Origin of the sequence: Micromonospora coerulea (assembly GCF_016598485.1) — a bacterium.
GTDB lineage: Bacteria > Actinomycetota > Actinomycetes > Mycobacteriales > Micromonosporaceae > Micromonospora > Micromonospora coerulea.
The window spans coordinates 15,015-40,604 of the sequence record NZ_JAEMUW010000004.1 but is presented as its reverse complement, the minus strand read 5'-3'; the positions used below and the strand labels follow the sequence as shown (position 1 = coordinate 40,604).

At 74.2% G+C, this 25,590-nt stretch carries 22 protein-coding genes; 6 read left to right on the top strand and 16 right to left on the bottom strand.

Annotated elements, in window-relative coordinates; all coding sequences use genetic code 11:
• Positions 1–128 precede the first annotated feature (128 nt).
• The 5 genes from I8N68_RS06800 to pcaF all read right to left on the bottom strand — a co-directional run bounded on the left by I8N68_RS06800 (position 129) and on the right by pcaF (position 5,933).
• A complete protein-coding gene (locus I8N68_RS06800) occupies positions 129–875 on the bottom strand; it encodes an MBL fold metallo-hydrolase (RefSeq protein ID WP_200209001.1) in 747 nt (248 codons plus the stop codon).
• A 46-nt stretch (positions 876–921) separates the two neighbouring features.
• Complete coding sequence (locus I8N68_RS06795) at positions 922–1,422, bottom strand: DUF456 domain-containing protein (protein ID WP_200209000.1); 501 nt, start codon at positions 1,420–1,422, stop codon at positions 922–924.
• Between the two features lie 114 nt (positions 1,423–1,536).
• Entirely contained in the window at positions 1,537–3,702 is a 2,166-nt protein-coding gene (locus I8N68_RS06790; protein WP_200208999.1) for a putative bifunctional diguanylate cyclase/phosphodiesterase, read from the bottom strand.
• Positions 3,703–3,708: 6 nt separating this feature from the next.
• Positions 3,709–4,527 (bottom strand): SAM-dependent methyltransferase, encoded by an 819-nt coding sequence (locus I8N68_RS06785; RefSeq protein ID WP_200208998.1) that lies wholly within the window; start codon positions 4,525–4,527, stop codon positions 3,709–3,711.
• Between the two features lie 200 nt (positions 4,528–4,727).
• Positions 4,728–5,933: a 3-oxoadipyl-CoA thiolase gene (gene pcaF, locus I8N68_RS06780; protein ID WP_200208997.1), complete on the bottom strand. Its 1,206-nt coding sequence runs from the start codon at positions 5,931–5,933 to the stop codon at positions 4,728–4,730.
• Between the two features lie 104 nt (positions 5,934–6,037).
• Here pcaF and I8N68_RS06775 point away from each other — a divergent pair, with 104 nt between their 5' ends.
• The 4 genes from I8N68_RS06775 (at position 6,038) to I8N68_RS06760 (ending at position 10,334) form a co-directional block, all read left to right on the top strand.
• Positions 6,038–7,003 carry a glutathione S-transferase family protein gene (locus I8N68_RS06775; protein WP_200208996.1) on the top strand — a complete coding sequence of 322 codons (966 nt, stop codon included), beginning with the start codon at positions 6,038–6,040 and terminating at the stop codon, positions 7,001–7,003.
• A complete protein-coding gene (locus tag I8N68_RS06770) occupies positions 6,996–7,619 on the top strand; it encodes a DUF998 domain-containing protein (RefSeq protein ID WP_200208995.1) in 624 nt (207 codons plus the stop codon). Before I8N68_RS06775 ends, I8N68_RS06770 begins: the two co-directional genes overlap by 8 nt.
• A 241-nt stretch (positions 7,620–7,860) precedes the next feature.
• Complete coding sequence (locus I8N68_RS06765) at positions 7,861–9,168, top strand: dicarboxylate/amino acid:cation symporter (RefSeq protein WP_200209289.1); 1,308 nt, start codon at positions 7,861–7,863, stop codon at positions 9,166–9,168.
• Between the two features lie 98 nt (positions 9,169–9,266).
• On the top strand, positions 9,267–10,334 hold the full coding sequence (locus I8N68_RS06760) for an NADH:flavin oxidoreductase/NADH oxidase (RefSeq protein ID WP_200208994.1): 1,068 nt from the start codon (positions 9,267–9,269) through the stop codon (positions 10,332–10,334).
• Positions 10,335–10,348: 14 nt separating this feature from the next.
• Here I8N68_RS06760 and I8N68_RS06755 read toward each other — a convergent pair whose 3' ends face one another.
• The 6 genes from I8N68_RS06755 to I8N68_RS06730 all read right to left on the bottom strand — a co-directional run bounded on the left by I8N68_RS06755 (position 10,349) and on the right by I8N68_RS06730 (position 18,826).
• Positions 10,349–13,849 (bottom strand): ATP-binding cassette domain-containing protein, encoded by a 3,501-nt coding sequence (locus tag I8N68_RS06755; protein WP_200208993.1) that lies wholly within the window; start codon positions 13,847–13,849, stop codon positions 10,349–10,351.
• A gap of 105 nt (positions 13,850–13,954) precedes the next feature.
• A complete protein-coding gene (locus I8N68_RS06750) occupies positions 13,955–14,548 on the bottom strand; it encodes a TetR/AcrR family transcriptional regulator (protein ID WP_200208992.1) in 594 nt (197 codons plus the stop codon).
• A gap of 86 nt (positions 14,549–14,634) precedes the next feature.
• Positions 14,635–16,785 carry a YhgE/Pip domain-containing protein gene (locus tag I8N68_RS06745; RefSeq protein ID WP_200208991.1) on the bottom strand — a complete coding sequence of 717 codons (2,151 nt, stop codon included), beginning with the start codon at positions 16,783–16,785 and terminating at the stop codon, positions 14,635–14,637.
• Entirely contained in the window at positions 16,782–17,525 is a 744-nt protein-coding gene (locus tag I8N68_RS06740; RefSeq protein ID WP_200208990.1) for an ATP-binding cassette domain-containing protein, read from the bottom strand. The genes I8N68_RS06745 and I8N68_RS06740 overlap by 4 nt, the downstream gene beginning before the upstream one ends.
• A 118-nt stretch (positions 17,526–17,643) precedes the next feature.
• The gene (locus I8N68_RS06735; protein ID WP_200208989.1) at positions 17,644–18,483 is read right to left on the bottom strand and encodes a GNAT family N-acetyltransferase; all 840 of its coding nucleotides are present in this window, start codon (positions 18,481–18,483) and stop codon (positions 17,644–17,646) included.
• Between the two features lie 55 nt (positions 18,484–18,538).
• Positions 18,539–18,826, bottom strand: coding sequence for a hypothetical protein (locus I8N68_RS06730; protein ID WP_234038930.1), 288 nt, complete (start codon positions 18,824–18,826; stop codon positions 18,539–18,541).
• 115 nt (positions 18,827–18,941) lie between these two features.
• Between I8N68_RS06730 and I8N68_RS06725 the strand changes: the two genes are divergently transcribed.
• Positions 18,942–19,526 (top strand): PadR family transcriptional regulator, encoded by a 585-nt coding sequence (locus I8N68_RS06725; RefSeq protein ID WP_200208988.1) that lies wholly within the window; start codon positions 18,942–18,944, stop codon positions 19,524–19,526.
• A 163-nt stretch (positions 19,527–19,689) separates the two neighbouring features.
• Here the strand turns inward: I8N68_RS06725 and ispG are convergent, their stop codons facing one another.
• From ispG to I8N68_RS06700, 5 genes are all read right to left on the bottom strand, one after another.
• Positions 19,690–20,862 (bottom strand): flavodoxin-dependent (E)-4-hydroxy-3-methylbut-2-enyl-diphosphate synthase, encoded by a 1,173-nt coding sequence (gene ispG / locus I8N68_RS06720; protein WP_200208987.1) that lies wholly within the window; start codon positions 20,860–20,862, stop codon positions 19,690–19,692.
• Between the two features lie 9 nt (positions 20,863–20,871).
• A complete protein-coding gene (locus I8N68_RS06715) occupies positions 20,872–22,119 on the bottom strand; it encodes a M50 family metallopeptidase (protein ID WP_200208986.1) in 1,248 nt (415 codons plus the stop codon).
• Complete coding sequence (gene dxr, locus I8N68_RS06710) at positions 22,119–23,330, bottom strand: 1-deoxy-D-xylulose-5-phosphate reductoisomerase (protein WP_200208985.1); 1,212 nt, start codon at positions 23,328–23,330, stop codon at positions 22,119–22,121. The genes I8N68_RS06715 and dxr overlap by 1 nt, the downstream gene beginning before the upstream one ends.
• A gap of 142 nt (positions 23,331–23,472) precedes the next feature.
• Positions 23,473–24,024 carry a hypothetical protein gene (locus tag I8N68_RS06705; RefSeq protein ID WP_200208984.1) on the bottom strand — a complete coding sequence of 184 codons (552 nt, stop codon included), beginning with the start codon at positions 24,022–24,024 and terminating at the stop codon, positions 23,473–23,475.
• 95 nt (positions 24,025–24,119) lie between these two features.
• Positions 24,120–24,665, bottom strand: a complete 546-nt coding sequence (locus I8N68_RS06700) for a GNAT family N-acetyltransferase (protein ID WP_200208983.1) — start codon at positions 24,663–24,665, stop codon at positions 24,120–24,122.
• 51 nt (positions 24,666–24,716) lie between these two features.
• On the opposite strand from I8N68_RS06700, the gene I8N68_RS06695 reads away from it, so the two are divergent.
• Complete coding sequence (locus I8N68_RS06695; RefSeq protein ID WP_200208982.1) at positions 24,717–25,580, top strand: YhjD/YihY/BrkB family envelope integrity protein; 864 nt, start codon at positions 24,717–24,719, stop codon at positions 25,578–25,580.
• Positions 25,581–25,590: the final 10 nt, after the last annotated feature.

Sequence of the window (25,590 nt, the reverse complement as noted above, 5' to 3'; positions counted from 1 at the left end):
CAACGCCCGGTCCGCGACGGCGCGGGGTGCTCACCTCTCTCTCACTCGTACGGCGATCCGCCGTACCTTCCGGGCACCCCGCGCCGACGCACCTGGGGCCGTCACGACGGTCGGCCCACGGCGACGCACTACGCCGGGATCGTGCGCACCAGGCCGGGCTCGGCGACCTCGACCCGTCCGTCGTACCCGCGGCGGGCTGCCGCGGCCGCCGCCTGCGGGTCGGTGCCGGGCCAGAGGTGGGTCAGCAGCACGTGGCGTGCCCGGGCGGCGGCTGCGTACCGGCCGACCTCGGCGGCGCTCGAGAGGTTTCCGGCGTGCCGGTCGGGGATGGCGTCGACGTAGGTGGCCTCGGCGATCAGCAGATCGGCGTCCCGGGCCAGGTCGACCAGATGCGGGCTGCTCCCGGTGTCCCCTGTGTAGGCGAGCACCACGCCGCGGCCGGTGACGCGGGCTCCCGCGTTGGGCACCCAGTGCGGCAGCGCCCCGGTCTCCACCGTGTACGGACCGAGGCCGAACGTCTCCCCCGGGTCGAACCCGTGCAGGCGGTACGCCCCGTCGACCAGCCCCGGCTCGTCGATGGCGAGGAGGCGGTCCAGGCTGCCGGCCGGCGCGTACACCGGCAACGGCGGGCCGGACCGGTCGGCCAGTACCCGGGCGCGCAGCAGGGGTTGCAGGTCGGCGCAGTGGTCGGGGTGGCCGTGGCTGACGTACACGGCGTCCACCTGCGCCGCCGGCACGCGGTAAAGCAATGGCTGCAGGGTGGCGTAGCCCGGGTCGATCAGCAGCCGGAAGCCCTCGTGCTCGACGAGGAAGCCGGAGCACGCCTGGCGGGCGGTGGGCCAGGCGCCGAGACCGCCCAGGACGGTGATCCGCACCCCCCGACCCTAGCCGCCGGCGCCGCCCCGCGTCGCCGGGAAGGGATCAGGCGAGCAGCAGGCCGGCGACCCAGAGGGCCGCGATCACCAGGCCGGCGAGGAACTCGACCAGCATGGACAGACCGGCCGCCTTGAGCGCCTGCATCGTGGCCGGCCAGGCGAGCTGGTTGCTGCCCAGCCGCAGCCGCTCGGTGCCCCACACTCCAGCCACGAAGCCGATGATCAGGCCGACCACCGGGATGACGAAGAAGCCGACCAGCCCCAGCAGGCCCCCGGCCAGCAGCGACGACGTGGGCACGCCGGTCCGTTTCAGGTTGCGCCCGGGCCAGAGGTACTTGACCACCGTGCCGCCGACGGCGACCACGGTGGCGGCGGCGAGCACCGCCCAGCGCCCCGGACCGGCGTGGCCGAAGAGCGCCCAGACCAGCACTCCGCCCCAGCACAGCGGCAGGGCCGGCAGCCCGGGCACCACCACCCCGGCCAGCCCGGCCAGGATGGCCAGCCCGGCCACCACCGAGACCGCCGCCTGCGTGTCGGTGACGCTCACGGCAGCTCCTCAGCTCGCGACCGCGGGGCTCGCAACACCGGCTCACTCCTCGCGCTCACGGCAGCTCCTCAGCTCGCGACCGCGGGGCTCGCAACACCGGCTCACTCCTCGCGCTCACGCCGCCTCCCCGCCCGCGAGCCGGGCGCGGATCTGCGCGGCTGGCGTCGGCGCGCCGAACCAGCGTCCCTGCCCGGTGTCGCAGCGCAGCGCCCGCAGCCGCTCGGCCTGCTCCTCGGTCTCCACCGCCTCTGCGGTGACCCAGAGTTCCAGCGCGTGCGCCAGCCGGACCAGGGCGTCCACGATCCGCTCGTCCCGGTGGTCGGCCGCGGCGTCCGCGCCGTCGGCCCGGATGCCCTCGACGAAGGGTCCGGCCAGCTTCAGGCAGTGGATCGGCAGCCGACGCAGGTACGCCAGGTTCGAGTACCCGGTGCCGAAGTCGTCGATGGCCAGCCGTACGCCGAGCTCGGCGAGCTGGTGCAGCGACCGCAGCGGCTCCCCGGCGGTGCCCATCACGGCGCTCTCGGTCAGCTCCAGTTGCAGCAGCTCGGCCGGGAGCCCGGTGCGGGTCAGCGCCTCGGCCACCGTCTCCACGATCGCCGGGTCGTCGGCCTGCCGGGCGGCCAGGTTGACGCTGACCACCAGCCGCGCGTCCGGGTACGCCCGCCGCCAGCCCTCGGCGTCCCGGCACGCCTGGCGCAGCACCCAGGCGCCGAGCTGGACGATCAGCCCGGTCTCCTCGGCCAGCCCGATGAACCGGTCCGGCCCGATCAGCCCCAGCTCCGGGTGCTGCCAGCGGACCAGCGCCTCCACCGCCAGCATCGTGCCGTCCAGCAGCGACACGATCGGCTGGTAGTGCAGCACGAACTCGCCCCGGTCCAGCGCGGCCGGCAGGCCGGCGGCCAGCGCGGAGCGGGCGATGTCGGCGGCGCTGCGCTCCGGGTCGTAGACCGCCCACCGGCCCCGCCCCTCCGCCTTCGCCCAGTACAGGGTGGTGTCGGCGGCCTTCATCAGCTCCGAGACGCTGGTCTCCGCGGCCGGGCACTCGACGATGCCGATGCTGGCCGAGACGGCGAGCTGCTGGTCGCCGACCTTCACCGGGGCGGACACCGCGGCCAGCGCCAGCTCGGCCACCTCCACCGCGTCGTCGATCCCGCCGCCGGAGTCGACCAGGATCACGAACTCGTCACCGCCCATCCGGGCGACCAGGTGGCCGCGCCCGGAGACGCAGTCGGCGAGCCGGCGGCTGATCACGACGAGCAGCTGGTCGCCGAGGTCGTGACCGAGGCTGTCGTTGATCGCCTTGAAGCCGTCCAGGTCGAGGAAGCAGACGCCGACCCGCTGCTCCTCGCCGGCGGTGTCGAAGACCCGGCCCAGCGTCTCGAAGAAGAGCGTCCGGTTCGGCAGGCCGGTGAGCGGGTCGTGCAGCGCCTGGAAGCGCAGCCGCTGCTGGAGCTCGTACCGCTCGGTGATGTCCTCGATCATCGCCACCGTGAACCGGGGGCGGCCGTCGTCGTACCGGATCAGCGAGACGGCGAGGTCGGTCCAGACGATCGTGCCGTCCTTGCGGAGGTAGCGCTTCTCCACCCGGGCGCTGTCGTGCTTGCCCTCGATCAGCTCCTGGTACAGCTCCCACATGCCGGCCGCGTCGTCGGCGTAGAAGAGCGAGGCGACGTTGATCGCGCGCAGCTCGTCGACGGTGTAGCCGAGCATGTCGGCGAAGGACTGGTTGACCTCGATGACCCGGCCGTCGGTGCCCGCGATGCCGATCCCGATCGCCGCGCCGGTGAAGACCGCCCGGAACCGGGCCTCGCTGTCGCGCAGCGCCTGCTCGACGGCGTCCCGCGCCTGCCAGGCGGAGCGGGCGATCCGCTCCTGCTGGCTGAAGGTGCGATCGCGCAGCGCCCGGGCGAAGCCGGCGGAGAATGCGCCCTGCAACGCCGCCACCCGCTCGCGGGTCTCGGTCCACTCCGCCCGGCTGGGCAGCACCCGGGCCAGGAAGCGGTCGCCGAGCGCGCGCACCGACCAGTCGAGCACGCCGGGCTCGGTCAGGTGGGCGTCCACCAGCGCCCGCCCGACGTCCTCCGCCGCGTCGGCGGAGAACGCCGGTGCGAGAAGGGCCTGGGCCAGCCGTACCGTGTGCACGTGCAGCAGCCGCTCGGTCTCGGCCGCGCTCAGCGGCACGAAACCGAGCCGGCGTACCGCCCGCCCCCACTGCACGGCGTACGCCTGGGCGCCCGGCCGGCTGAAGTCCTCCCCGCCGGGATCCGGCGCGGCGCGCATGCCGGTTCAGCCGGCGGGCTGGTCGTAGCGGGCGACCCCGCCGAAGGCCCCGAACCGCTCGGGGTGGTCGTCCACGTCGGACGGCGAGTCGGGGCGCCACAGCGGCATGTGCACCACGCCCGGTTCGAGGATCGTCCAGTCGCCGAAGAAGTCGCTGATCTCGGCGCGTGAGCGGAGCGTGATCTCGGTGGCGGTCCGCGCCGACAGTCGCTGCGCGTCGAGCATCTCCTGCGGCTGGTCCTCGAAGGTGGAGTGCGAGATGACCAGGTAGCTGCCGGGCGCAGCGGCGGCCCGCAGGGTGGCCAGGAGGTCGCCGGGACGGTCGGTGTCCGGGATGAAGTGGACCACCCCGGCGAGCAGGATGCCGACCGGCCGGTCGAAGTCGATCAGGCCACTGGCGCGGGCCCGGTCCAGGATCAGCTTCGGCTCGCGCAGGTCGGCGTGGATCGCGATCGCGTGGTCGTTGCCGGCGAGCAGTTCCCGGCTGTGCGCCACCGCGACCGGGTCGATGTCGACGTAGACCACCCGCGCCTCGGGATTCGCCGCCTGGGCGACCTCGTGCACGTTGCCGACGGTCGGGATGCCGGAGCCGATGTCGAGGAACTGGTCGATGCCGGCGTCGAGCAGCACCCGGACGGCCCGGCGCAGGAACTCCCGGCCCGCGCGCATGGTGGCGGCCAGGTTCGGGGTCATGCTGGCGATCTGCTCGGCGAGCTGCCGGTCGATCTCGAAGTTGTGCGCGCCGCCGAGGAAGTAGTCGTAGACCCGGGCCGCGCTGGGCCGGCTCAGGTCGATCTCGGCGGGAAGTCCGTCCGGCATCTGCATCACGTCGCCCCAGTTCGTCGCCGCGGCGCGGGCTGGCAGCGGCGTCCGGGCGCGCGGGGGCGCGCGGAATCGACACCGGCCGACCCGCGGATCGTGTGGTGCTGACCACTCTAGGCCCGTCCGTCACGCTACGGGAGATCGACTTTTCGGTCTGCGACGGACACCGGTCCGCCGCCGGCGGGCGGCGGACCGGACTGTCGTCAGGCGGCGTTCTCCAGCAGCAGTGAGATGCCCTGGCCCACGCCGACGCACATGGTCGCCAGCGCCCGCCGGGCGCCCCGGCGACGCAGCTCCAGCGCGGCGGTCAACGCCAGCCGGGCGCCGCTGGCCCCGAGCGGGTGACCGAGCGCGATCGCGCCACCGTTCGGGTTCACGTGCTCGGCGTCCTCGGGCAGGCCCAGCTCGCGCAGCACCGCCACGGACTGCGCGGCGAACGCCTCGTTGAGCTCGATCACGTCGACCGCCTCCAGCCCCAGGCCGTGCCGGTCCAGCAGCTTGCGGGTGGCCGGCACCGGGCCCATCCCCATGGTCCGCGGCGGCACGCCGGCCGCGGCGGCGCCGCCGATCCGGGCGAGCGGGGTGAGGCCGTACCGGGAGACGGCCGCCGTGGAGGCGACCAGCAGGGCGACCGCGCCGTCGTTCACGCCGGAGGAGTTGCCGGCGGTCACCGTGCCGCCGTCGCGGAACGGGGTGGGCAGCGCGGCCAGCTTCTCCAGCGAGGTCTCCCGCGGGTGCTCGTCAACCTCGACCAGCTTCGTCTCGCGCCGTCCGGCCGGCACGGTCACCGGCACGATCTCCTCGGCGAACCGGCCGTCGGCCTGGGCCTTGGCGGCCCGCTGCTGGGAGCGGTACGCGAACTCGTCCTGCGCGGCGCGGTCGATGCCGTACTCGGCGGCGACGTTCTCCGCGGTCTCGGGCATCGAGTCGGTGCCCCACCTCTTCTTCATCAGGGGGTTGACCAGCCGCCAGCCGATGGTGGTGTCGTAGACCTCGGCGGCGCGGGAGAAGGGCGTGGTGGCCTTCGGCATGACGAAGGGCGCCCGGCTCATGCTCTCCACGCCGCCGGCCACCACCAGGTCGGCCTCGCCGGCCACGATGGAGCGGGCGGCGCTGGCCAGCGCGTCCAGGCCGGAGCCGCAGAGCCGGTTCACCGTGCTGCCCGGGACCTCCTCGGGCAGGCCGCCGAGCAGCGCCGCCATCCGGGCCACGTTGCGGTTGTCCTCGCCGGCCTGGTTGGCGCAGCCGAGAATCACGTCGTCGGTGCGGGCCCAGTCCACCGCCGGGTGGCGGGCGACCAGCTCGCGGATCACGTGCGCGGCGAGGTCGTCGGGGCGTACCCCGGCGAGGGCGCCGGCGTACCGGCCGATCGGGGTGCGGACTCCGGCTACCAGGTATGCCACGGTCATCGGCGCTGTCCTTCGGGGGTGGGAAGGGCTCGGTGGCGGCGCCGCCGGGTCACGGGGACGCCCGGCGCCAGGATATCCGCGCCCGGAGCCGATAGGTTGGCGGCATGGCCCGGGCCCAGTTCAGTGCAGAGAGCACCGGCAGCGGTGCGTTCGTCCGCCAGCCCAACCGGTTCACCGGTCGGGTCACCCCGCACTCCACGTCCCCCGAAGGCGGCGGCCCGGACGATCAGGACCGCTGGCCGCTGGAGGCGGGCCGGTACCGGCTGATCTGGTGCCGGGCCTGCCCGTGGGCGCACCGGGCCCGGATCGTGCGCAGCCTGCTCGGCCTGGACGAGGTGATCTCGCTGGGCACGGTCGACCCGATCCGGGACGAGCGGGGCTGGCGGTTCGCGCTGGACCCGGACGGCTTCGACCCGGTGCTCGGCATCGGCTACCTCTCCGAGGCGTACCTGGCCACCGACCCGGACTACACCGGCCGGGTGACCGTGCCCGCGCTGGTCGACACGCGGACCGGGCGGGTGGTCACCAACGACTACCCGCAGCTCACCCTGGACTTCTCCACCGAGTGGCGGCGGTTCCACTCCCCGGGCGCGCCGGACCTCTACCCGGTCGAGCTGCGGCCGGAGATGGACGCGTTGATGGCCGAGATCCACCGGGACGTCAACAACGGCGTGTACCGGTGCGGCTTCGCCACCTCCCAGCAGGCGTACGACGAGGCGTACCGCGCGCTCTTCGCCCGGCTGGACGCGCTGTCGGAGCGGCTGGCCGGGCGCCGCTACCTGATGGGCGACGCGATCACCGAGGCGGACGTGCGGCTGTTCACCACCCTGGTCCGCTTCGACGTGGCGTACCACGGGCACTTCAAGTGCAACCGGCAGAAGCTGACCGAGATGCCGGTGCTCTGGGCGTACGCCCGGGACCTGTTCCAGACCCCGGGCTTCGGCGAGACGGTGGACTTCGACCACATCAAGCGGCACTACTACGCCACGCACCGCGAGATCAACCCGACCGGCATCGTGCCGCTCGGGCCGGACACCTCCGGCTGGACCACGCCGCACGGGCGTGGCTGACCCGGGCCTCGGCCGGGTCGTCGCCGCGTCGGCAGCCGCCGGCTGCACCCTGGCGGGCGCGGTCGCGGTGACGGTCGCCGTGGTCGCCGGTCCCGGTCCGGGCCCCACCGGGTACGTCAGCGAGGCCGGCGTCGCCGACAGCCCGTACGCCCCGGCGTACCGGATCGGGATCTTCGCCGTGGCCGCGGCGCTGCTGCTGCTCGCGGTGGCGCTGCCCCCGGCGCTGCGGGTGGCCGCGGCGCTGCTCGCCGCCGGCAGCGTCCTCACCCTGCTCTCCGGGGCGGTGACGTGCAGCGCCGGCTGCCCGCTGCCACCGTTCGAGACGGCCACCGCGGCGGACCTGGTGCACGGCGGCGCGAGCATCGCGGCGACCGCCGCGGTGGTCTTCGCGATGCTGGCCCTGCTCGTCTCCCCGGCGGCGGTCCCGGGGCTGCGCCGGATCGCCGGTCTCGGGGCGGCGCTGGCCCTGCCGCTGTCGGCGGCGATCGGCCTGGCCATGCTGACCGTGGGACGCGGCGGCCTGGTCGGCGTGCTGGAGCGGCTGTTGTTGGCGGTGGCCGCCGGCTGGGGACTGGCCACCGCCACCGCGCTCGGCCTGGCCCACCGCCGGTCCTGACGAACCGGGCGCCGGGTCCGGACCGGGTCATGTAAGGATCGTCACGACGGTCACTCCTTCCAGCTGTGGACCGGCCGGGAGTAGCGTCGGCAGGCGATGACCAACGTCTGGCACCTCACCGTGCGCCTGTACGTCGACCTCCGACTGCAGGCCAGCGGCGTCTGTCCGGCGCAGCCTCGTTCCTGACGCTGCCCCGATCGACCCTCCGACAGACCTTGGACGCATCATCATGGCTTCCGCCCTGCGCAAGATCCCCTTTTCCGTGCAGATCCTGCTCGGCCTCGTGCTCGGCGTGGCGCTCGGCTTCCTCGCCCGCGCCAACGACCTGAGCTGGCTCGCCAGCACCCTCGACACCGTCGGCGGCCTCTTCGTCCAGTTGCTCAAGCTGGCCGTCCCGCCGCTGGTCTTCACCGCCATCGTGGTCAGCGTGGTCAGCCTGCGCGGCGTGGCCAACGCCGCCCGGCTGGCGGTCAAGACCCTGCTCTGGTTCGGCATCACCGCGCTGATCGCGGTGAGCGTCGGCATCGGCCTCGGCCTGCTCACCAATCCCGGCAAGGGCGTCACCCTGGACGTCTCCGGCGCCGCCGCACCGAAGAAGACCGGCTCCTGGACCGACTTCCTCACCGGCATCGTGCCCACCAACCCGGTCGGCGCGTTCGTCGAGGGCAACGTGCTCCAGATCGTCTTCCTCGCCCTGGTGGTCGGCGCCGCCGCGCTGCTGGTCGGCCAGGCCGCCGAGCCGTTCGTCGAGTTCAACCGGTCCGTGCTCAGCATCGTGCAGAAGGCGCTCTGGTGGGTGATCCGGCTCGCCCCGATCGGCACCCTCGGCCTGATCGGCCACGCCGTCGCCTCGTACGGCTGGGACCTGCTCGCCCCGCTCGCGAAGTTCACCACCGCGGTCTACGTCGGCTGCGCGATCGTGCTCTTCGTGGTCTACCCGGTGCTGCTGGTGGCCGCCGGCCGGCTCAACCCGCTGCGCTTCTTCGCCGGCGCCTGGCCGGCCATCGAGCTGGCCTTCGTCTCCCGCTCCTCGGTGGGCACCATGCCGGTGACCCAGCGCTCCGTCGAGCGGCTCGGCGTCCCCCGCGAGTACGCCTCCTTCGCCGTGCCGTTCGGCGCCACCACCAAGATGGACGGCTGCGCGGCGATCTACCCGGCCCTGGCCGCGATCTTCGTGGCGCAGGTCTTCGGGGTGGACCTGGGCGTCGGCGACTACCTGCTGATCGCCTTCGTCTCGGTGGTCGGCTCGGCGGCCACCGCCGGCCTGACCGGCGCGATCGTGATGCTCACCCTGACCCTGAGCACGCTGGGGCTGCCGCTGGCCGGCGCCGGCCTGCTGCTGGCCATCGACCCGATCCTGGACATGATCCGTACCGCCACCAACGTGGCCGGCCAGGCGCTCGTGCCGACCATCGTGGCCGCCCGGGAGGGCACCCTCGACCGGGCCGCGTACGACTCCGCCGGCACGCGCGCCCGGGTCGAGCCGGACCCCGCCGAGCCCGCCGAGCGGCCGGCCCGGTCCGACGAGCTGAGCCCCGTGCCCGCCTGAGCCGCGGCCGGCTCCGACGGCACCGCACGGACCGCTGATCGAGGAGGGCCCTCCCCCCGGAGGGCTCTCCTCGACCCCTGTCACGGAGGATCAACCACATGAGCGCCCTGTTCACCCCGCTCGCCCTGCGCGGCGTCACCCTGCCCAACCGGATCGCGATGGCGCCGATGTGCCAGTACAGCGCCGGCCCGGACGGCCTGCCCACGGACTGGCACCGGGTCCACCTCGGCTCCCGCGCCGTCGGCGGCGCCGGTCTGATCATCACCGAGGCCAGCGCGGTGGCCCCGGAGGGGCGGATCAGCCCGCAGGACGTCGGGATCTGGTCCGACGCGCAGGTCGACGCCTGGCGCCCGATCACCGCGTTCGTCGCCGAGCAGGGCGCGGTGCCGGCGGTGCAGCTGGCGCACGCCGGGTTCAAGGCCTCGACGTACCGGCCGTGGGCCGACCACCGGGGCGGGGTGCCGGACGCCGAGGGCGGCTGGACCCCGGTCGGCCCGGGCGCCGAGCCGTTCCTGCCGGACTACCGGGAGCCGACCGCGCTGGACGAGGCGGGGATCGCCGGCGTGGTCGCCGCGTTCGCCACCGCCGCCGGCCGGGCGCTGGACGCCGGCTTCGCCGCGGTGGAGATCCACGCGGCGCACGGCTACCTGCTGCACGAGTTCCTCTCCCCGCTGACCAACCACCGCACCGACGGCTACGGCGGCGACCGGGCCGGCCGGATGCGGCTGACGCTGCAGGTGGCCCGGGCGGTCCGTGCCGCGGTCGGCGAGTCCGTGCCGGTGCTGACCCGGATCTCGGCCACCGACTGGGTCTCCGGCGGCTGGACCGTCGAGGACAGCGTGCTGCTCGCCGGTGAGCTGGCCGCCGCCGGCGTGGACCTGGTGGACGCCTCCTCCGGCGGCGCCTCGGCCGGCGCGGCCATCCCGATCGGCCCCGGCTACCAGGTCCCCCTGGCCGCCCGGATCCGCCGCGAAGCGGGCGTGCCGACCGGCGCGGTCGGCCTGATCGTCGAGCCCGAGCAGGCCGAGCAGATCGTCACCGCCGGCGAGGCCGACCTGGTGCTCCTCGGCCGCGAACTCCTCCGCGACCCGTACTGGCCCCGCCGCGCCGCCGCCAAGCTGACCGCCGAACCGCACTGGCCCAACCAGTACGCCCGCGCCTTCTAACCCCCCAAGTTGGGTCAGCCGGCCAGGTGCGACCAGTGGGACTCCAGGTCGCGCCAGGGGCCCTGGGCGGCGACCGTGCCGTCGATCAGCACCACCACGTGGTCGGCCCGGACCAGGGCCGCCCGCTTGGACGTCGAGCCCACCACGGTCACCCCGTGCTCGCGTAGCGCCGCCCAGAGCGCCAGCTCGGTGGTGACGTCGAGCGCGGACGACACGTCGTCGGCGATCAGCAGCTCGGTACGGGGTGCGAGCGCCCGGGCCAGCGCCAGCCGTTGGAGCTGCCCGCCGGAGAGCCGGGTGCCCTTGTGCCCGATGAGCAGCCCGAGCCCGCCGCCGGCCGCGGCCAGGTCGTGCTCCAACTGGGCCGTGGTCACCGCGTCGGCGGCGTCGACCTCGTGCCCCAGCGCGATGTTGTCGGCCACCGTGCCGGAGAGCACCCGGGGCAACTGGCCGACGTAGCCGACCTGGTTGGGGCGCAGGAACAGCTCCGGCTCGGTGACCGGCTCGCCGTTCCAGCGCAGCGTGCCGGTGTGGTGCACGATGCCGGCGAGGGCCCGCAGCAGCGAGGACTTGCCGGCGCCGACCGGTCCCACGACGAGCACCAGCTGTCCCCGGTCGACGGTCAGGTCGACGTCGCGTACGGCGAGGGTGCCGTCGGTGTGCAGCGCCCCGAAACCGGCCAGGTCGAGCCGGCGCAGCGGGTGCCGCGGCGGCGGCTCGGGCGCGGGCGCGGCGCCGGCGGCGAGATCGACCCCCGGTACGGCCGCCGAGTACTCCGCGATCCCGGCCATCGCCACGGTCCGCCGGGTCCACACCCGGGCCGACGGGTAGTGCGAGACCAGCGACGCGGTGGTCCAGGCGAACCAGCGGGCGGCCCCGAGGGTGGAGACCGCCACCAGGGTCGCGCCGGCGGAGAGCCCGCCGGCCAGGTAGAGCCCCCACGCGCCGATCGGCAGCAGGCCGCTGACCACCGACGGGGTGGACCGCGCCCACACCTGCATGGCGATCTCCCGGCGCTGCCGGTCGCTGCGGACGGTGTCCAGCGCGGCGAGGTGGTCCAGCACCGGGCGGGTGGCGCCGGCGAGCTTCACCGTACGGGCGGCGGAGAGCGAGGAGACCAGCGCGGTGGCGAAGGCGGCCCGGGCCTTGACGGTGCCGGCGGCGGTACGTTCCAGTCGGGGCCCGAACAGCGTCGCCGCCAGCCCGGAGACCAGCATCGTCCCGGCGAAGAACAGCGCCGGCACGAAGCTGCCGGTCACCACGGTCATGGTGACCACGATGGCCACCGAGATGAACTGGTCCATCAGGTTGTCGGCGAGCTGCACCACCCGGTCGGTGTCGCCGCCCTGCGCGACCACCTCGGCCGGGGTGTGCCCGCTGACCCGGCGCGCCCCGGTCTGCCCGTGCACCAGGCGCAGGCTGATCCGCAGCAACTGCCGGATCCACCACTGCGGGAACCACAGGTTGGTGAGGTAGGGCAGCGGCAGGACCACCAGCAGCGCGGCGACGATGCCGAGCGCCGGCAGCCACGGGTCGCCGCCCCCGACCACGTCGGCCCAGAGCCACGGCAGCACCGAGCCGTCCAGGCCGAGCAGCGTCATCACCACGAAGAGGCAGACGGAGACGAGGCCGTACCGCGGGTCGTTGGTGCCCAGCCGCAGGATCTCCCGCATGGTCCGCGCGGCCGGCGCGGGGGGCTGCGGCGGCGGGTCGCTCTTCGGTACGGCCACCGGATCGGGCCGGCCGGTCGCGACCGCCGCGGCCGGCGACTCGACGTCGTCCCACTCCTGCGGCGGCCCATCCAGCAGGTCCACCCCGCCGCGCCCACCCCCGGTCGGGGCGTACGCGCTGGCGTGGCTGGTGGCCAGCAGCTCGGCGAAGCGTTCCGACTCGCGCAGCGGGCCGGCCTCCAGCACCGCGCCGTCGGCCATCACCACCACCTCGTCGCACCGGCGCACCGAGGAGAGCCGGTGCGCGATGACGATGCCGATCCGGTCGGCGAGCAGGCGTTCGGTGGCCTGCCGGACCCGGCTCTCGGTGACCGGGTCGAGCCGGGCGGTGGCCTCGTCGAGGATCACCACGTGCGGGTCGCGCACCAGGATCCGGGCGAACGCGACGAGCTGCTCCTGCCCGGCGGAGAGGACGTGCCCGCCCTCGCCGAGCCGGGTGTCCACGCCGTCGGGGAGTTCGGCGATCCAGCCCGCGAGCCCCAGCTCCGCCAGCGCCCGGGCGGCGTCGTCGAGCAGGTCGGGGTCGAAGAGCGCGACGTTCTCGGCGAGCGTGCCGGCCAGGATCTCGGTGCGCTGCGGCACCACGGCGATCCACCGGCGCAGCGCCTCGACGTCCAGGTCCACCAGGTCGGTGTCGCCGAGGAAGATCGTGCCGCGCGGCACCTCCACGGCCCGGGTGAGCGCCTTGGCCAGCGTCGACTTGCCCGACCCGGTCCGGCCGACCAGGGCGTACGACCGGCCGCGGGCGAAGCTGAGCCGGATGTCGCGCAGCGCCGGCCCCCGGTCGTCCCCGCCCGAGGGGTAGCGGAAGGTGAGCCCGCGGACGGTCAGGTCGCCGTCGGCCGGGGCGGCGCCGCCGGCGGGTTCCTGCCGGGAGCCGGCGAGCAGTTGCACCCGGGCCCAGGCGCCGAGCGCCTGCTGCAGGTGCGGCACCCAGCGGGCGATGTGCTCGACGGTCCCGCCGAAGGCGAGGGCGAGCAGCCAGATCGCGGTCAGCCGGGCACCGTCGATCCGGTCGGTGGCGAGCGCCCACGCACCACTGAGTACCACGGCAGCGATGCCGACCCGGACCCCGCCGGCGGCGAGGGCGGTGACCCGGGCGGAGAGCCGGAACACCCGGCCGCCCCGGGCGATCACCTCGGCGGCCCGGCGGGCGTAGAGGCGCAGCACGTACGGCCGGGCCAGGCTGGTGCGGACGTCGTCCTGGCCGTGCACCGCCTCCTCCATCACGGCGGCGAGGTCCGACCAGGCCTCCTCCTCGGCCATCCGGGCCGGGGCGATGCGGGCGGTGGGGCGGCGCAGCAACACCCCCAGCAGTGCGGTCAGCAGGATCATCCCGACGCCGGCCGGCCACCAGACGAGCAGGGCGCCGGCGGTGGCGAGCAGGCAGACCGCGACGCCCTGGACGAGCCGGACGCCGGTGTTCCGCATCTCGGCGGCGACCTGGTAGACGTCGTTGTCGATCCGGTCGAGCAGCTCACCGACCGGGGTGGTCTCCAGGGTGGGCAAATCCTGCCCGAGCGCCACCCGGCAGAGCCGACGGCGGACGTCGGCGGACCAGTCGGCGGTCAGCCCGGCCATCAGCAGCCCGACGGCGACGTCGGTGACCACCGCGGCGACCAGGGCCACGGCCAGCGTGGCGAACCAGCCGGCCGAGCGGTGCACCAGCACCGGCCCGGCCAGCGCGGAGGCGGCGGCCTGGCCACCGGCGCCGAGCAGGATCAGTGCGACGACGACCGCCATCCGGCGCGGTGCGGTGGCCCAGAGATCACGGAGCAGACGCATGGGACGGTGGGTCCTCCGGACTCGGGTGGGCGGGGCGGTGACCCCAGCCTCGCCCGTCCGACCCCGACGGCTCAACGCATTTACGCCGGATCACACCGGCCCGGCTCAGGTCTGGGCGACCCGCCGGACGATGCCGAGCAGCGCCTCCTGCACGTCTTCGATCGGCCGCTCGGGCTGGAAGACCAGCCAGTCCACGGCCACCACCAGCCCGACGCCGAACAGCGCCGAGCTGGCCGTCCGCACGTCCAGGTCGGCGGGGAGGTCGCCGCTGGCCACCCCGGCCCGGACGGTCTCCGCGATCACCTCGATGGCCTCGCCGCGCAGCAGCCGCAGGGTCTGCTGCCACTCCCGGTTGGTCCGCCACATCTCCGAGAGCAGGAGCTGGGCGAAGGCCCGGTACCGGCGGATGTACTCCAGCTCGGCGCGGACCAGGGCGGCGAGCGCCTCGCGCGGCGGCTGCCCGGCCACCGCGGCCCGGAAGTCGGCCGTGAGCAGCCCGATGCCGTGCCGCAGCAGCTCCTCGAAGAGCACCGTCTTGGACTCGAAGTTGTAGTAGACGGTGCCCTTGGCCACCCCGGCGCGGGCCGCGATGTCGTCCACGGTGGTGGCGGAGAAGCCCTGCTCGGCGATGAGCTCCACCGCCGCCACGAAGAGGCGCTGGCGGGTGTCCTCCCGCCGCCGCGACCGTCCGTCCGTCACTCGTCCCCCCGTCCCGAACCCCGGCGCGCCGGTGGGCCGGCGCGTGCCGGAGCCCGGCGTCACCACCGTCCGGCCCATCAGCATCCTCACATGGCCAGCTCGGGGTGCAGCTTGGCCGGGGTCAGCCGGCGGGACCGGCGGGTCGCCCCGATGGTGAGCAGCACTGCGCCCACCCCGAACGCGACCAGCACGGCCACCCCGGTGAGGACCGGCCCGGCGGGTCCGCCGTTGATGGTGTGCCGGAGCCCGGCCACCACGTAGCTCATCGGCAGCCACGGGTGGACGGCCTGGAAGAAGCCGGGCGAGGTCTGCACCGGGTAGGTGCCGCCCGAGGAGGTGAGCTGGAGCATCAGCAGGGCCAGCGCGGCGAGCCGGCCGGCCGGGCCGAGCGCCGCGCCGAGCAGCTGCATGATCGCGGTGAAGGCGAGCGAGGTCAGCGCGAGCAGGCCGAGGGTGGCCAGGTCGCGTACCGGGTTCAGGCCCAGCGCCAGGGTCACCACGGTGAAGAGCACCCCGACCTGGGCCAGGCCGATGGCCGCGGCGGGCAGCCAGCCGGCGAGCGCGACCCGCCAGCCGGGGGCGCCGGACATCACGTGCCGCCGGTTGACCGGCCGCAGCAGCATGTACGTGATCATCGCGCCGACCCAGAGCGCCAGGGCGAGGAAGTACGGGGCGAAGCCCACCCCGTACGACCCGGCGGGGTGCTGGGAGTCGCGGATCAGTCCGACCGGATCGCCGAGGATGTCGGAGCGGCGGTCCGCGTCGTGGTAGCCGGGCAGCTTCCGCTCTCCCGCGGCGAGCCCGTCGGCGAGGTCGCCGGCGCCGCCCTCCAGTTTCGTCAGCCCGTCGGCGAGCCGGTCGCCGCCGCTGCTGAGCTGGGCCAGCCCGCCGTCGAGCTGGCGGGCGCCGGTGGCGAGCCGGTACAGCCCGCCGCGCAGCTGGTCGGCGCCGTCGGCGGCGTCGCCCAGCCCGTCGCGCAGCTTGGCGCTGCCGTCGGCGAGGGTGGTCAGCCCGCTGGCGAGCAGGTTGACCTTGGCCCGGGCCGAGGCGACGTCGTCCGCGAGGTGCGGCGCGGCGGCGGCGACCTCGCGGGCGGTGGCGGCGACCTCGGTCATCTGCTTCCGCAGCGCGGCCAGGTCGGTCTGGTGGAGGGTGGCGACGATGGCCTTAGCGGCGGTGACCGCCTTGTCGGCGGCCTGCCGGGCGGCAACGAGGTTCGGATCGTCGGCCAGCTCGGGGTGGGCCTCGGCGAGCGCGTCGAGCCGGTCGCGGACCTGCTCCGCCTGGATCACCACCGCGTCCGCCTTCGCCGGGAGCGCGTCGATGCCGTCGGCGAGCGCCTGCGCGCCCTCGGCGACGAGCGTGGCGGCCCGCTGGATGTCCTGGGCGTTCTCCCGCAGCAGCGGCTCGTACTTGTCGGCGGCGGCGTTCACCTGGGCGGCGGCGGCCCGGGTCTCGGTCGCCGCGCGGTTCGTGCCGTCGGCGATCTGCGCCGCGCCGGTGTAGAGCTGGTCGAGCCCGCTGGCCAGCTGGTCGGCGCCCCGCACGGACCTGTCGAGCCCGGCGGCGATTTGCCCGGCGCCGTCGGAGGAGGCGTCCAGCCCGTCGGCGATCTTGCCGGCGCCGTCCTCGGACGCGCCCAGCCCGTCGTGGATCTTCCCGGCCCCGTCGGCCGCCCGGCCGGTCTCGGCCTTGGCGTCGGTGAACCCGATCAGCATCTTGTCGAAGTACGACGCGGCTGTGCTCTCCGCGGCGGCGGCCCGGATCTCGCTGAACGCGGAGCGGGCGAGCAACCCGGACAGGTAGTTGGTGGCGTCGTCGTTGACCACCTTCAGCTCGCCCCGGTGGGCCGGCTGGTCCGGCTCGGGGCTGGCCGCCAGGGTGGCGGAGAAGTCGGCCGGGATGGAGAAGACCAGGTGGTAGCGGCCGGTGCGCAGGCCGGCGGTGGCGTCGGCGGAGTCGGTCACGGTCCAGCCGAAGACCCTGCGGTCGATCAGCTCGTCGGTGAGGTCCTGCCCGGCGTGCACCTCGGTGCCGTCGCTGGCCTTGGCCGGCCGGTCGGCATTGACCAGGGCGACCGGGATCCGGTCCAGGTTCCCGTACGGGTCCCAGAAGGCGTAGAGGTACAGGGCGCCGTAGAGCAGCGGGATGACGGTGAGGACGGCGAGCGCGGCGCGCGGCAGCCGGCCGCGGGTCATCCGGCGCAGCTCGAACAGGGCGAGGCGGACAACGCTCATCGGGTCACCTCGGGGGTCTGGTCCTCGGCCGCGCGGGGCTTGACGAGGGCGGCCGGGGGCAGGGTCAGCTCGGTGCGGGTGGGCAGGGTGGGGTCGCCGATCCGGTGCACGATCGCGGCGCTGCCGGGCTCGACCGCGCGGGCGCTGGCGATCACGGCGTACCCCTGGCCGGCGAGGCGGGACAGGGCGGCCCAGAGCCAGGCCCGCTCGGGCGCGTCGGAGCCGGCGTCCACGTCGTCGGCGACGATCAGATTGGGGCCGCTCAGGCTGGCCAGCACCAGGCCGAGCACCTGCCGCTGCACGGGGGTCAGGTCGCGGCCGTACACGTCGGGGTCGAGCGGGGTGTCGGTGAAGCCGGCGCCGGCGATCGCGGCGGCGTAGGCGTCCCTGCGGTAGGCCCGGCGGGCCCGGACGGCGGCGACCGGGACGAGTTGCCGGCGGCGGCGCGGCACCGGCCCGAGCAGCAGCAGCCGCTCCTGGATGTGCTCGGCCACGGTGAGCGTCGGGTCGGGCTCGTGCACCCCGGCGACCTGGCCGAGCGCGGCCGGGCCACGGCGGCGCAGCTCCCCCTCGGTGTGCGGGAAGCGACCGGCCAGCGCGAGCAGCAGGGAGGTACGCCCACTGCCGGGTGGTCCGGTGACCGCGTGCAGCTCGCCGATCCCGGCGGTGAGGTCGACGTCCCGGTACACCCAGCCCCGGCGGGTCCGCAGGCCCAGCCGGCTGGCCTCGACGATCTTCATCGTCCCACTTTCATTGAACTGACTAGTCAGTACAAAAACATGGTCAGCATAGCGCCGGACGTCCGGTTCGGTGCAGTTCAATACGACGTGATCCCGGCCATGCCCGGCCGGGGACCGCTCAGAAGAGGACGGTGGCGAGCGTGCCGACCGGCCGGAAGCCGCAGCGCTCGTAGACCCGCCGGGCCGGCAGGTTGAAGTCGTTGACATAGAGGCTGACCGTCGGCGCGACCCTCACCAGCGCGTCCCGGACCACCGCCGCCATCGCCGCCGTGGCGATGCCCCGGCCCCGCCACTCCGGCGCCACCCAGACCCCCTGGACCTGGGCGGTCCGCCGGGTCACCACGGCCAGTTCGGCCTTGAAGACCACCTTCCCGTCGACGAAGCGGGCGTACGCGCGCCCCGCGCGGACCAGGTCGGCCACCCGCCGCCGGTACCCGCGCCCGCCGTCCTCGGCCAGCGGGGAGACCCCGACCTCCTCGGTGTACATCGCCACCGCGGCCGGGAAGAGCCGGTCGATCTCGCCGCCGCGCACCCGGCGCACCTCCGGGTCGCCCGCCATCGCCGGCAGCGCGTCCGTGGCCAGCAGCGGCTGGTTGGGGCGTACGTCCCGGGCCGGACCCCACTGCCCGCAGAGCCGGTCCCAGAGCCCGAGCACCGCGTCCGCCCGCCCGACGATCGAGGAGCAGAGCCGCTCCTCGGTGCCGAGCTGCTCGGCGAAGGCGGCGACCGCCGACTCGGTGGCGAGCACCGGGGTGAGGTTGCCGCCCAGCCAGCAGATCGACTCGAGGTTGCGTCGGGCGCCGTAACCGAGGATCCGGCCCTCGGCCCGCCACCAGGCCAGCCCGCGGGCAGCCACCCGCTCCGCCACCTGCGCGCCCGCGAACGGGTCGAGGTCGAGCAGCCGCTCGACCGCGCGGCGCTCCGATTCCCCCAGTTGGCGTACCGGCACCGTCAGCACGGCTACCAGCCTGCCAGATTCCCCCGGCCGCGCGCCGGTCGACCTGAGGACCCGCTCAGCCAACCGGGACCGGCGCGACCGCGGGCTCGGCCGGGCGGGACCGCCGCGCCCACCGCACCACCGGCGGCATCAGCAGCCCGAGCAGCAGGAACAGCCCGCCCAGCAGCAGCCAGCCCGGCACGCCCCAGCCGACCGCCAGGGTGGTCACCACCACCGGGGCGATCATCCCGCCGAGCTGCATGCCCATCCCGTACGCGCCCTGGTACTGCCCCTGTGCGTGGGCCGGCGCCAGGCCGAAGGAGATCCCCCAGCCGGCCGCCGCGTGCCAGAGCTCGCCGATCACGGGCGCCCCGGCTCGCCGAGTCGGCGACCGCCACCCGCAACATTTTCCTTGTCGCCGATGCGTTGCCGATATATCGTCGATGCATCAGCGACACTACGAAGAACAGGAGGATCCGATGGGATTCCACCACCGGATGCACGCGATGCACGAGGCGCGGATGCGCGGCTTCGGCTTCCCCCCGTTCCCGCCCGGCCCGCCGTTCCCCCCGGGGCCGCACGGTCACGGCGGGCGAGGCGGCCGGGGCGGGCGCGGCCGGGGACGCCGCCCCAACGTCCGGGCCGCGGTGCTGGCCCTGCTCACCGAGCGGCCGATGCACGGCTACGAGATGATCCAGGAGATCGACTCGCGCACCGGCGGGGCCTGGCGGCCCAGCCCCGGCTCGATCTACCCGACCCTCCAGCTGCTGGAGGACGAGGGCGTCATCGTCGCCACCGACGGGTCGGGCGGCGGGCGCAAGCGGTTCACCCTCACCGACGGGGGCCGGGCCGAGGCCACCGAGGCGGCGCAGACCCCGCCCTGGGCGGAGTTCGCCGAGAACACCGTCAACAGCTGGCACGACATCCGGGACGCCGGCGCGCAGGCGATGAACGCGCTGCGCCAGGTGATGATGACCGGCACCGACGACCAGCGCGAGCGGGCCGCCCAGGTGCTCGACGAGACCCGCCGCAAGCTCTACGCCATCCTCGCCGAATCCGAGTGACCCACCCCCAAACTCGCCCTCTTTCCCGAAAGAGTGGCTGTTCCACGGGGGATAGCCACTCTTCCGGGAAACTGTGCGGCGGGGAGCGGGGTTTGGGGTTCGAAAGGAAAGGGCGGCCGTTCCCCGTGGGGGACGGCCGCCCTTTCGACGGTGTGGTGGGACGTCAGTGCACGGTGACCCGGGGACCGGGGACCATGTCACGCAGTTCCTCGGGGATCTCGGCGCCCATCTCGTCGGCGATCCGCAGCGCCTCCTCGATCAGCGTCTCGACGATCTGCGCCTCCGGGACGGTCTTGACGACCTTGCCCTTGACGAAGATCTGCCCCTTGCCGTTGCCGGACGCGACACCCAGGTCGGCCTCGCGGGCCTCACCCGGGCCGTTCACCACGCAGCCCATGACCGCCACCCGCAGCGGCACCGGCAGCCCTTCCAGGCCGGCGGTGACCTCCTCGGCCAGCTTGTAGACGTCCACCTGGGCCCGGCCGCAGGACGGGCAGGAAACGATCTCCAGGCCCCGCTCGCGCAGCCCCAGCGACTCCAGGATCGCGTTGCCGACCTTGATCTCCTCCACCGGCGGGGCGGACAGCGAGACCCGGATGGTGTCGCCGATCCCCTCGGCCAGCAGCGCGCCGAACGCGACCGCCGACTTGATGGTGCCCTGGAACGCCGGGCCGGCCTCGGTGACACCCAGGTGCAGCGGGTAGTCGCACTTCTCGGCGAGCTGGCGGTACGCCCGGATCATCACCACCGGGTCGTTGTGCTTGACCGAGATCTTGATGTCCCGGAAGCCGTGCTCCTCGAACAGCGAGCACTCCCACAGCGCCGACTCGACCAGCGCCTCGGCGGTGGCCTTGCCGTACTTGGCGAGCAGCCGCTTGTCCAGCGAGCCGGCGTTCACGCCGATCCGGATCGGCACCCCGGCGGCGCCGGCCGCCTTGGCGATCTCCTTCACCTTGTCGTCGAACTGCCGGATGTTGCCCGGGTTGACCCGGACGGCCGCGCAGCCCGCGTCGATCGCGGCGAAGACGTACTTCGGCTGGAAGTGGATGTCGGCGATCACCGGAATCTGCGACTTGCGCGCGATCGCCGGCAGCGCCTCGACGTCGTCCTGGCTGGGCACGGCGACCCGGACGATCTGGCAGCCGGAGGCGGTCAGCTCGGCGATCTGCTGGAGCGTGGCGTTGACGTCGGCGGTGAGGGTGGTGGTCATGGACTGCACCGAGACCGGCGCACCCCCGCCGACCGGTACCGAGCCGACCATGATCTGGCGGCTGGCCCGACGCGGGGCGAGCGGCGGCGGCGGTACGGGGGGCATACCGAGACTGACAGCGGTCACTTCAGGCACTCACCTTGGGAAGAGCGTGATCGGATTGACGACGTCCGCGGTGATGGTCAGCAGCGTGAACACGCCACCGATCAGGATCACCGCGTACGTCAGGGGCATCAGCTTGAGGTAGTCGACGCGGCCCGGGTCGGGGCGGCCGATCCGGGCGTACGCCCAGGAGCGGACCCGCTCGAACCAGATGATGGCGATGTGGCCGCCGTCCACCGGGAGCAGCGGCAGCAGGTTGAACACCCCGATGAAGAAGTTCAGCGAGACGAAGAGCATGAAGAACCCGTACCAGGCGTCGTTCGCCACGAACTCGCCGCCGAGCCGGCTGGCGCCGACCACGCTGATCGGGGTGTCCACGTCCCGCTGGCCGCCGGTGATGGCGGTCCACAGGGCGGGGACCTTCTGCGGGATGCGTTGCATGGCCTGCGCGGTCTGCACCGCCATGGTGCCGGTGAAGTCGGCGGTGGCACCGAAGGCGGCGATCGGGCCGTACTCGATCAGCCGGGGGGTGGTCGGCCGGAGCGCGACGCCGAGCGCGGCGACCGACGAGGTGGTGCCCTTCGGGTCGTCCAGCGGCGGCCGCTGCACGGCGGCGAGGTCGACGGTGGCGGTGGCCGGGGTGCCGTCCCGGACGTAGTCGACGGTGGCGGTGCCCGGCTTGGCGGCACGCACCACGTCGAGCATGTCGCCCCAGGTGGAAACCGGCGTGCCGTTGACCGCGGTGATCCGGTCGCCGTCGCGGAGCTGCGCCTTGGCGGCCGGGCTGGCCGGGTCGCCGGTCTGGCAGGCCCGGTTGGCGTTCTCCACCACCACGCAGGGCGCGAGAGCGATCACCGCCGGCTCGGCATGGAACTCCTTCTCGGTGGTCGGGGCGTCCGGATTGGGCAGGCCGACGGCGACCGCCATGATCCAGAGCGCGCCCAGGGCCAGCGCGAAGTGGGTGATCGAGCCCGCGGACATCACGATCGTCCGCTTCCAGACCGGATACCGCCACATCGCGCGCGGCTCGTCGGCCGGGTCGACATCGTCGTCCTGCGGGGTCATCCCGACGATCTTGCAGAAGCCGCCGAGCGGGATGCCCTTGACGCCGTACTCGGTCTCGCCCCGCTTGAACGACCAGAGCGTCGGCCCGAAGCCGACGAAGTAGCGGGTGACCTTCATCCCGAACGCCTTGGCGGTGAGCATGTGCCCCGCCTCGTGCAGGCTCACCGAGACGAGAATGAACACGGCGAAGAGCGCCACCCCGAGCAGGTTTGCCATCAAGCTCCTTCCACCGACGCCGAGATGATCTCGTGGGCGTGCGTTCGCGCCCACGACTCGGCGGCGAGCACGTCCTCGACGGTACCTGGTTCGGCGAAGTCGGGAGCGCCCTCCAACACCCGCTGGAGCGTGTCGACGATGCCGAGGAACGGCAGCCGTCCGGCGACGAAGGCGGCGACGCACTCCTCGTTCGCCGCGTTGTAGATCGCCGGCCGGCAGCGCCCGGCCTCGCCGGCGGCCTTGGCCAGCGCGACCGCCGGGAACGCGGCGTCGTCCAGCGGGAAGAACTCCCAGGTGTGGGCCGTCGTCCAGTCGACCGCGGCGGCGGCGCCCGGCACCCGGTCCGGCCAGCCGAGGCCGAGCGCGATCGGCAGCCGCATGTCCGGCGGGCTGGCCTGGGCGAGGGTGGATCCGTCGACGAACTCGACCAACGAGTGGATCACCGACTGCGGGTGGACCATCACCTCGATGTCGGCGTACGGCACGTCGAACAGCTCGTGCGCCTCGATCACCTCGAGCGCCTTGTTGACCATGGTCGCCGAGTTGATCGTGACCACGGGCCCCATGTTCCAGGTCGGGTGTGCCAACGCCTGCTCCGGTGTGACCTGCGTCAACTCGTCGCGCCGCCGCCCCCGGAACGGGCCACCGCTGGCGGTCACCACCAGCCGACGCACCTCGCCACGGCTGCCGCCGCGCAGGCACTGCGCCAGCGCCGAGTGCTCGGAGTCCACCGGGACGATCTGCCCCGGCCGCGTCACCGCGGCCCGGACCAGCGGCCCGCCGGCGACGAGGGACTCCTTGTTGGCCAGGGCGAGGGTACGACCGGCGCGCAGCGCCGCGAGGGTCGGCGCCAGCCCCAGCGAGCCGACCACCCCGTTGAGCACGATGTCGCAGGGCCACTGGGCCAGCTCGGTCATCGCGTCCGGCCCGGCCACGATCTTGGGCAGCTTGAAGTCGCCGGTGGCCCAGCCGCGCCGGCTCGCCTCGGCGTAGAACGCGAGCTGGAGGTCCTGCGCGGCGGACGCCTTGGCCACCCCCACCGCCTCGACCCCGAGTTCGAGGGCCTGCGCGGCGAGCAGCTCGACGTTGCCGCCGCCCGCGCCGAGCGCGACCACCCGGAACCGGTCCGGGTCGCGCCGGACGATGTCGATGGCCTGGGTACCGATCGAGCCGGTGGACCCGAGCAGAACGAGGTCGCGGGGAGACGTCACCCGACCATTCTTCCCCAGCCGTCCTGAACGCCCGCTGGGAGCCTCACTCCCCGGCGTCCGGTTCCACCGTCGCCGCTTCCTCGTCGAGCAGATCAGCCGGATCGCACACCACGTGCGTCGCTGGTCAGCGGCGCTGCCGCCGCTATGGCGCGGGAGGCCGGATCCGGTCGGGCGCCTGCGGTCCCTGCTCGCCGGACGGCCCGACCGGTGCGGTGGAGGCCGGGAGGTGGGCGGCGAACAGCGCGGCGAGCTGACGGTCCTGCTCGGGGGTGAGCGATCCACGCGGGACGTCCCACACCGCGAGGCCGCCGGGCTGCCACAGCAGATAGGCGAACGGACGCACGGTGACCCGGCCGAAGGCGGCCCAGCTGACCCAGGACCGGCCGTACGCCGACGTCCACGCGACCCCATCATCATCGAAGCGGTAGCGGCGCGACTGGAACCAGGCCGCGGGCAGCCGCCGGACCGCCTGGCGGGGGAGCAGGAGCACCTTGAGCATCCAGCCGACGCCGACGCCGAGCCCGAGGCAGCCGGGGAGGTAGGTCCAGGCCGGCTCCGCGGTCAGCGCGGCGATGCCCGCGGCGGCCGCGATCAGCCCGGTGACGAAGTGGGTGGCGCCGCTGCGGGCGGTGCTGGCGGCGACGAGCCGTCGGGCGTACGCCCGGTCACGCTGATGGGTGAACTCGATCTCCACGGCGGCCGACCCTACCGACGACGGGCCGGTCCCGGTACCCCGGAACCCGCGATTCAGCTTCAAAGTCGGCGGCGGCAACGTGGGAGGGAACTTGGTCACTCGGGTCGGTGCAGCACGAAGGTCTCCAGCTCGGCGCCGGCGTACCAGTCGGTCCGGACGCCGACGTGGGTCATGCCGAGCCGCCGCGCCACCGCCACCGACGCCGCGTTGCCGGCCATCACCACCGCGTAGACGTGCCGGGTGCCGGTGGCGAACTCGCGGTCGAGCACCGCGCGGGCGGCCTCGGTGGCGTAGCCGTGCCCCCAGGAGTCGGGGTGGAGGTGCCAGCCCACCTCGATGTCGTCGGTGGGGGTGACGCCGTCGCGGCCGGGCAACGGCTTGAGCAGGATGCTGCCGGCCGGCCGGGCGGAGTCGCGGGGCACGACGGCCCACAGCCCGTACCGGTCGCCGTAGCCGACGTACCGGTCGTGCCAGGATCGGACCCGCTCGGCCGCCTGCGCCGGGTCGGTCAGCCGCCCCGCTCCCCCGCCCAGCCAGCGCATCACCTCGTCCCGGGAGTAGATGTCGTAGATCCGGTCCAGGTCGGCCGGCTCCGTGGTCCACTCCCGGACGACCAGGCGTTCGGTCGAGACGATGGTCATGCCGCCGGATCGTAATGCGTGCCGGGTGGCCGCACGGGGAAGAAGATCGCGATGGGCGACGCATGGCAGCGGACGAAGCGGATCACCACCGCCGCGTTCCGGCCGGTACGGGGCCGGGATCTGTCGCTGCACGCCGCCGCGATCACCTTCTACGGGGCGATCGCCGTCGTGCCGGTGGCGCTGCTGGCCATCTGGATGACCGGGCTGGTCGCCGGCGACGAACGGGTCCGGCGGCTCACCTCGTACGCGATCAACACGTTGCCCACCGAGATCGGTGCGCACCGGGCGGTGGCCGCGCTGGTCGGTGCCGGCCTGGGGTTGACCCCGCTGCTGGCGCTGGCGTCGCTGCTGCCGGCGTCGCTGTACGGCGAGGGGCTGCGCCGGGCCTTCGTCTCGGTGGCCGAGCCGCGCGGCGAGACGGGGTCGCTGGTGGGCTGGCGGGGGCGCCTGCTGCTGCTTCCGCTGCTCGCGCCCGCCCCCGCCCTGCTGCTGGCGATCCTGCTGGCGCTGCCGCTCACCACCCAGCTGGTCCGGCAGGGCGGCTGGGTCGGCGCGCTCGGTGTGGTGCTCTCCTTCCTGGCGACGTGGCTGGTGCTCACGCCGGTGCTGATCTGGGTCTTCCGGGTGGTGGGTCCCGCCTCGCCGGACTGGCTGTCGACGCTGGGGATGGGCTCGTTCACCGCGGCGAACCTCTCCGGCTTCCTGCACGGTTTCGTGCTGTTCTGCTCGCTACCGCTCGACCTGGGCGTGCCGTTCGGCGGCTTCGACGAGATCGGCGGCGGCATCGCGGTGATCCTCTGGCTCTATCTCTTCCACGTGATCGTCCTGGCCGGCTACTCCGCGACGCTGGCGCTGAGCCGCTGGCGGGCCGCCCGGGTGGCCGGGCGGGGCTCGGCGGACTCGCGGATGCCGTAGCCACCCGGGT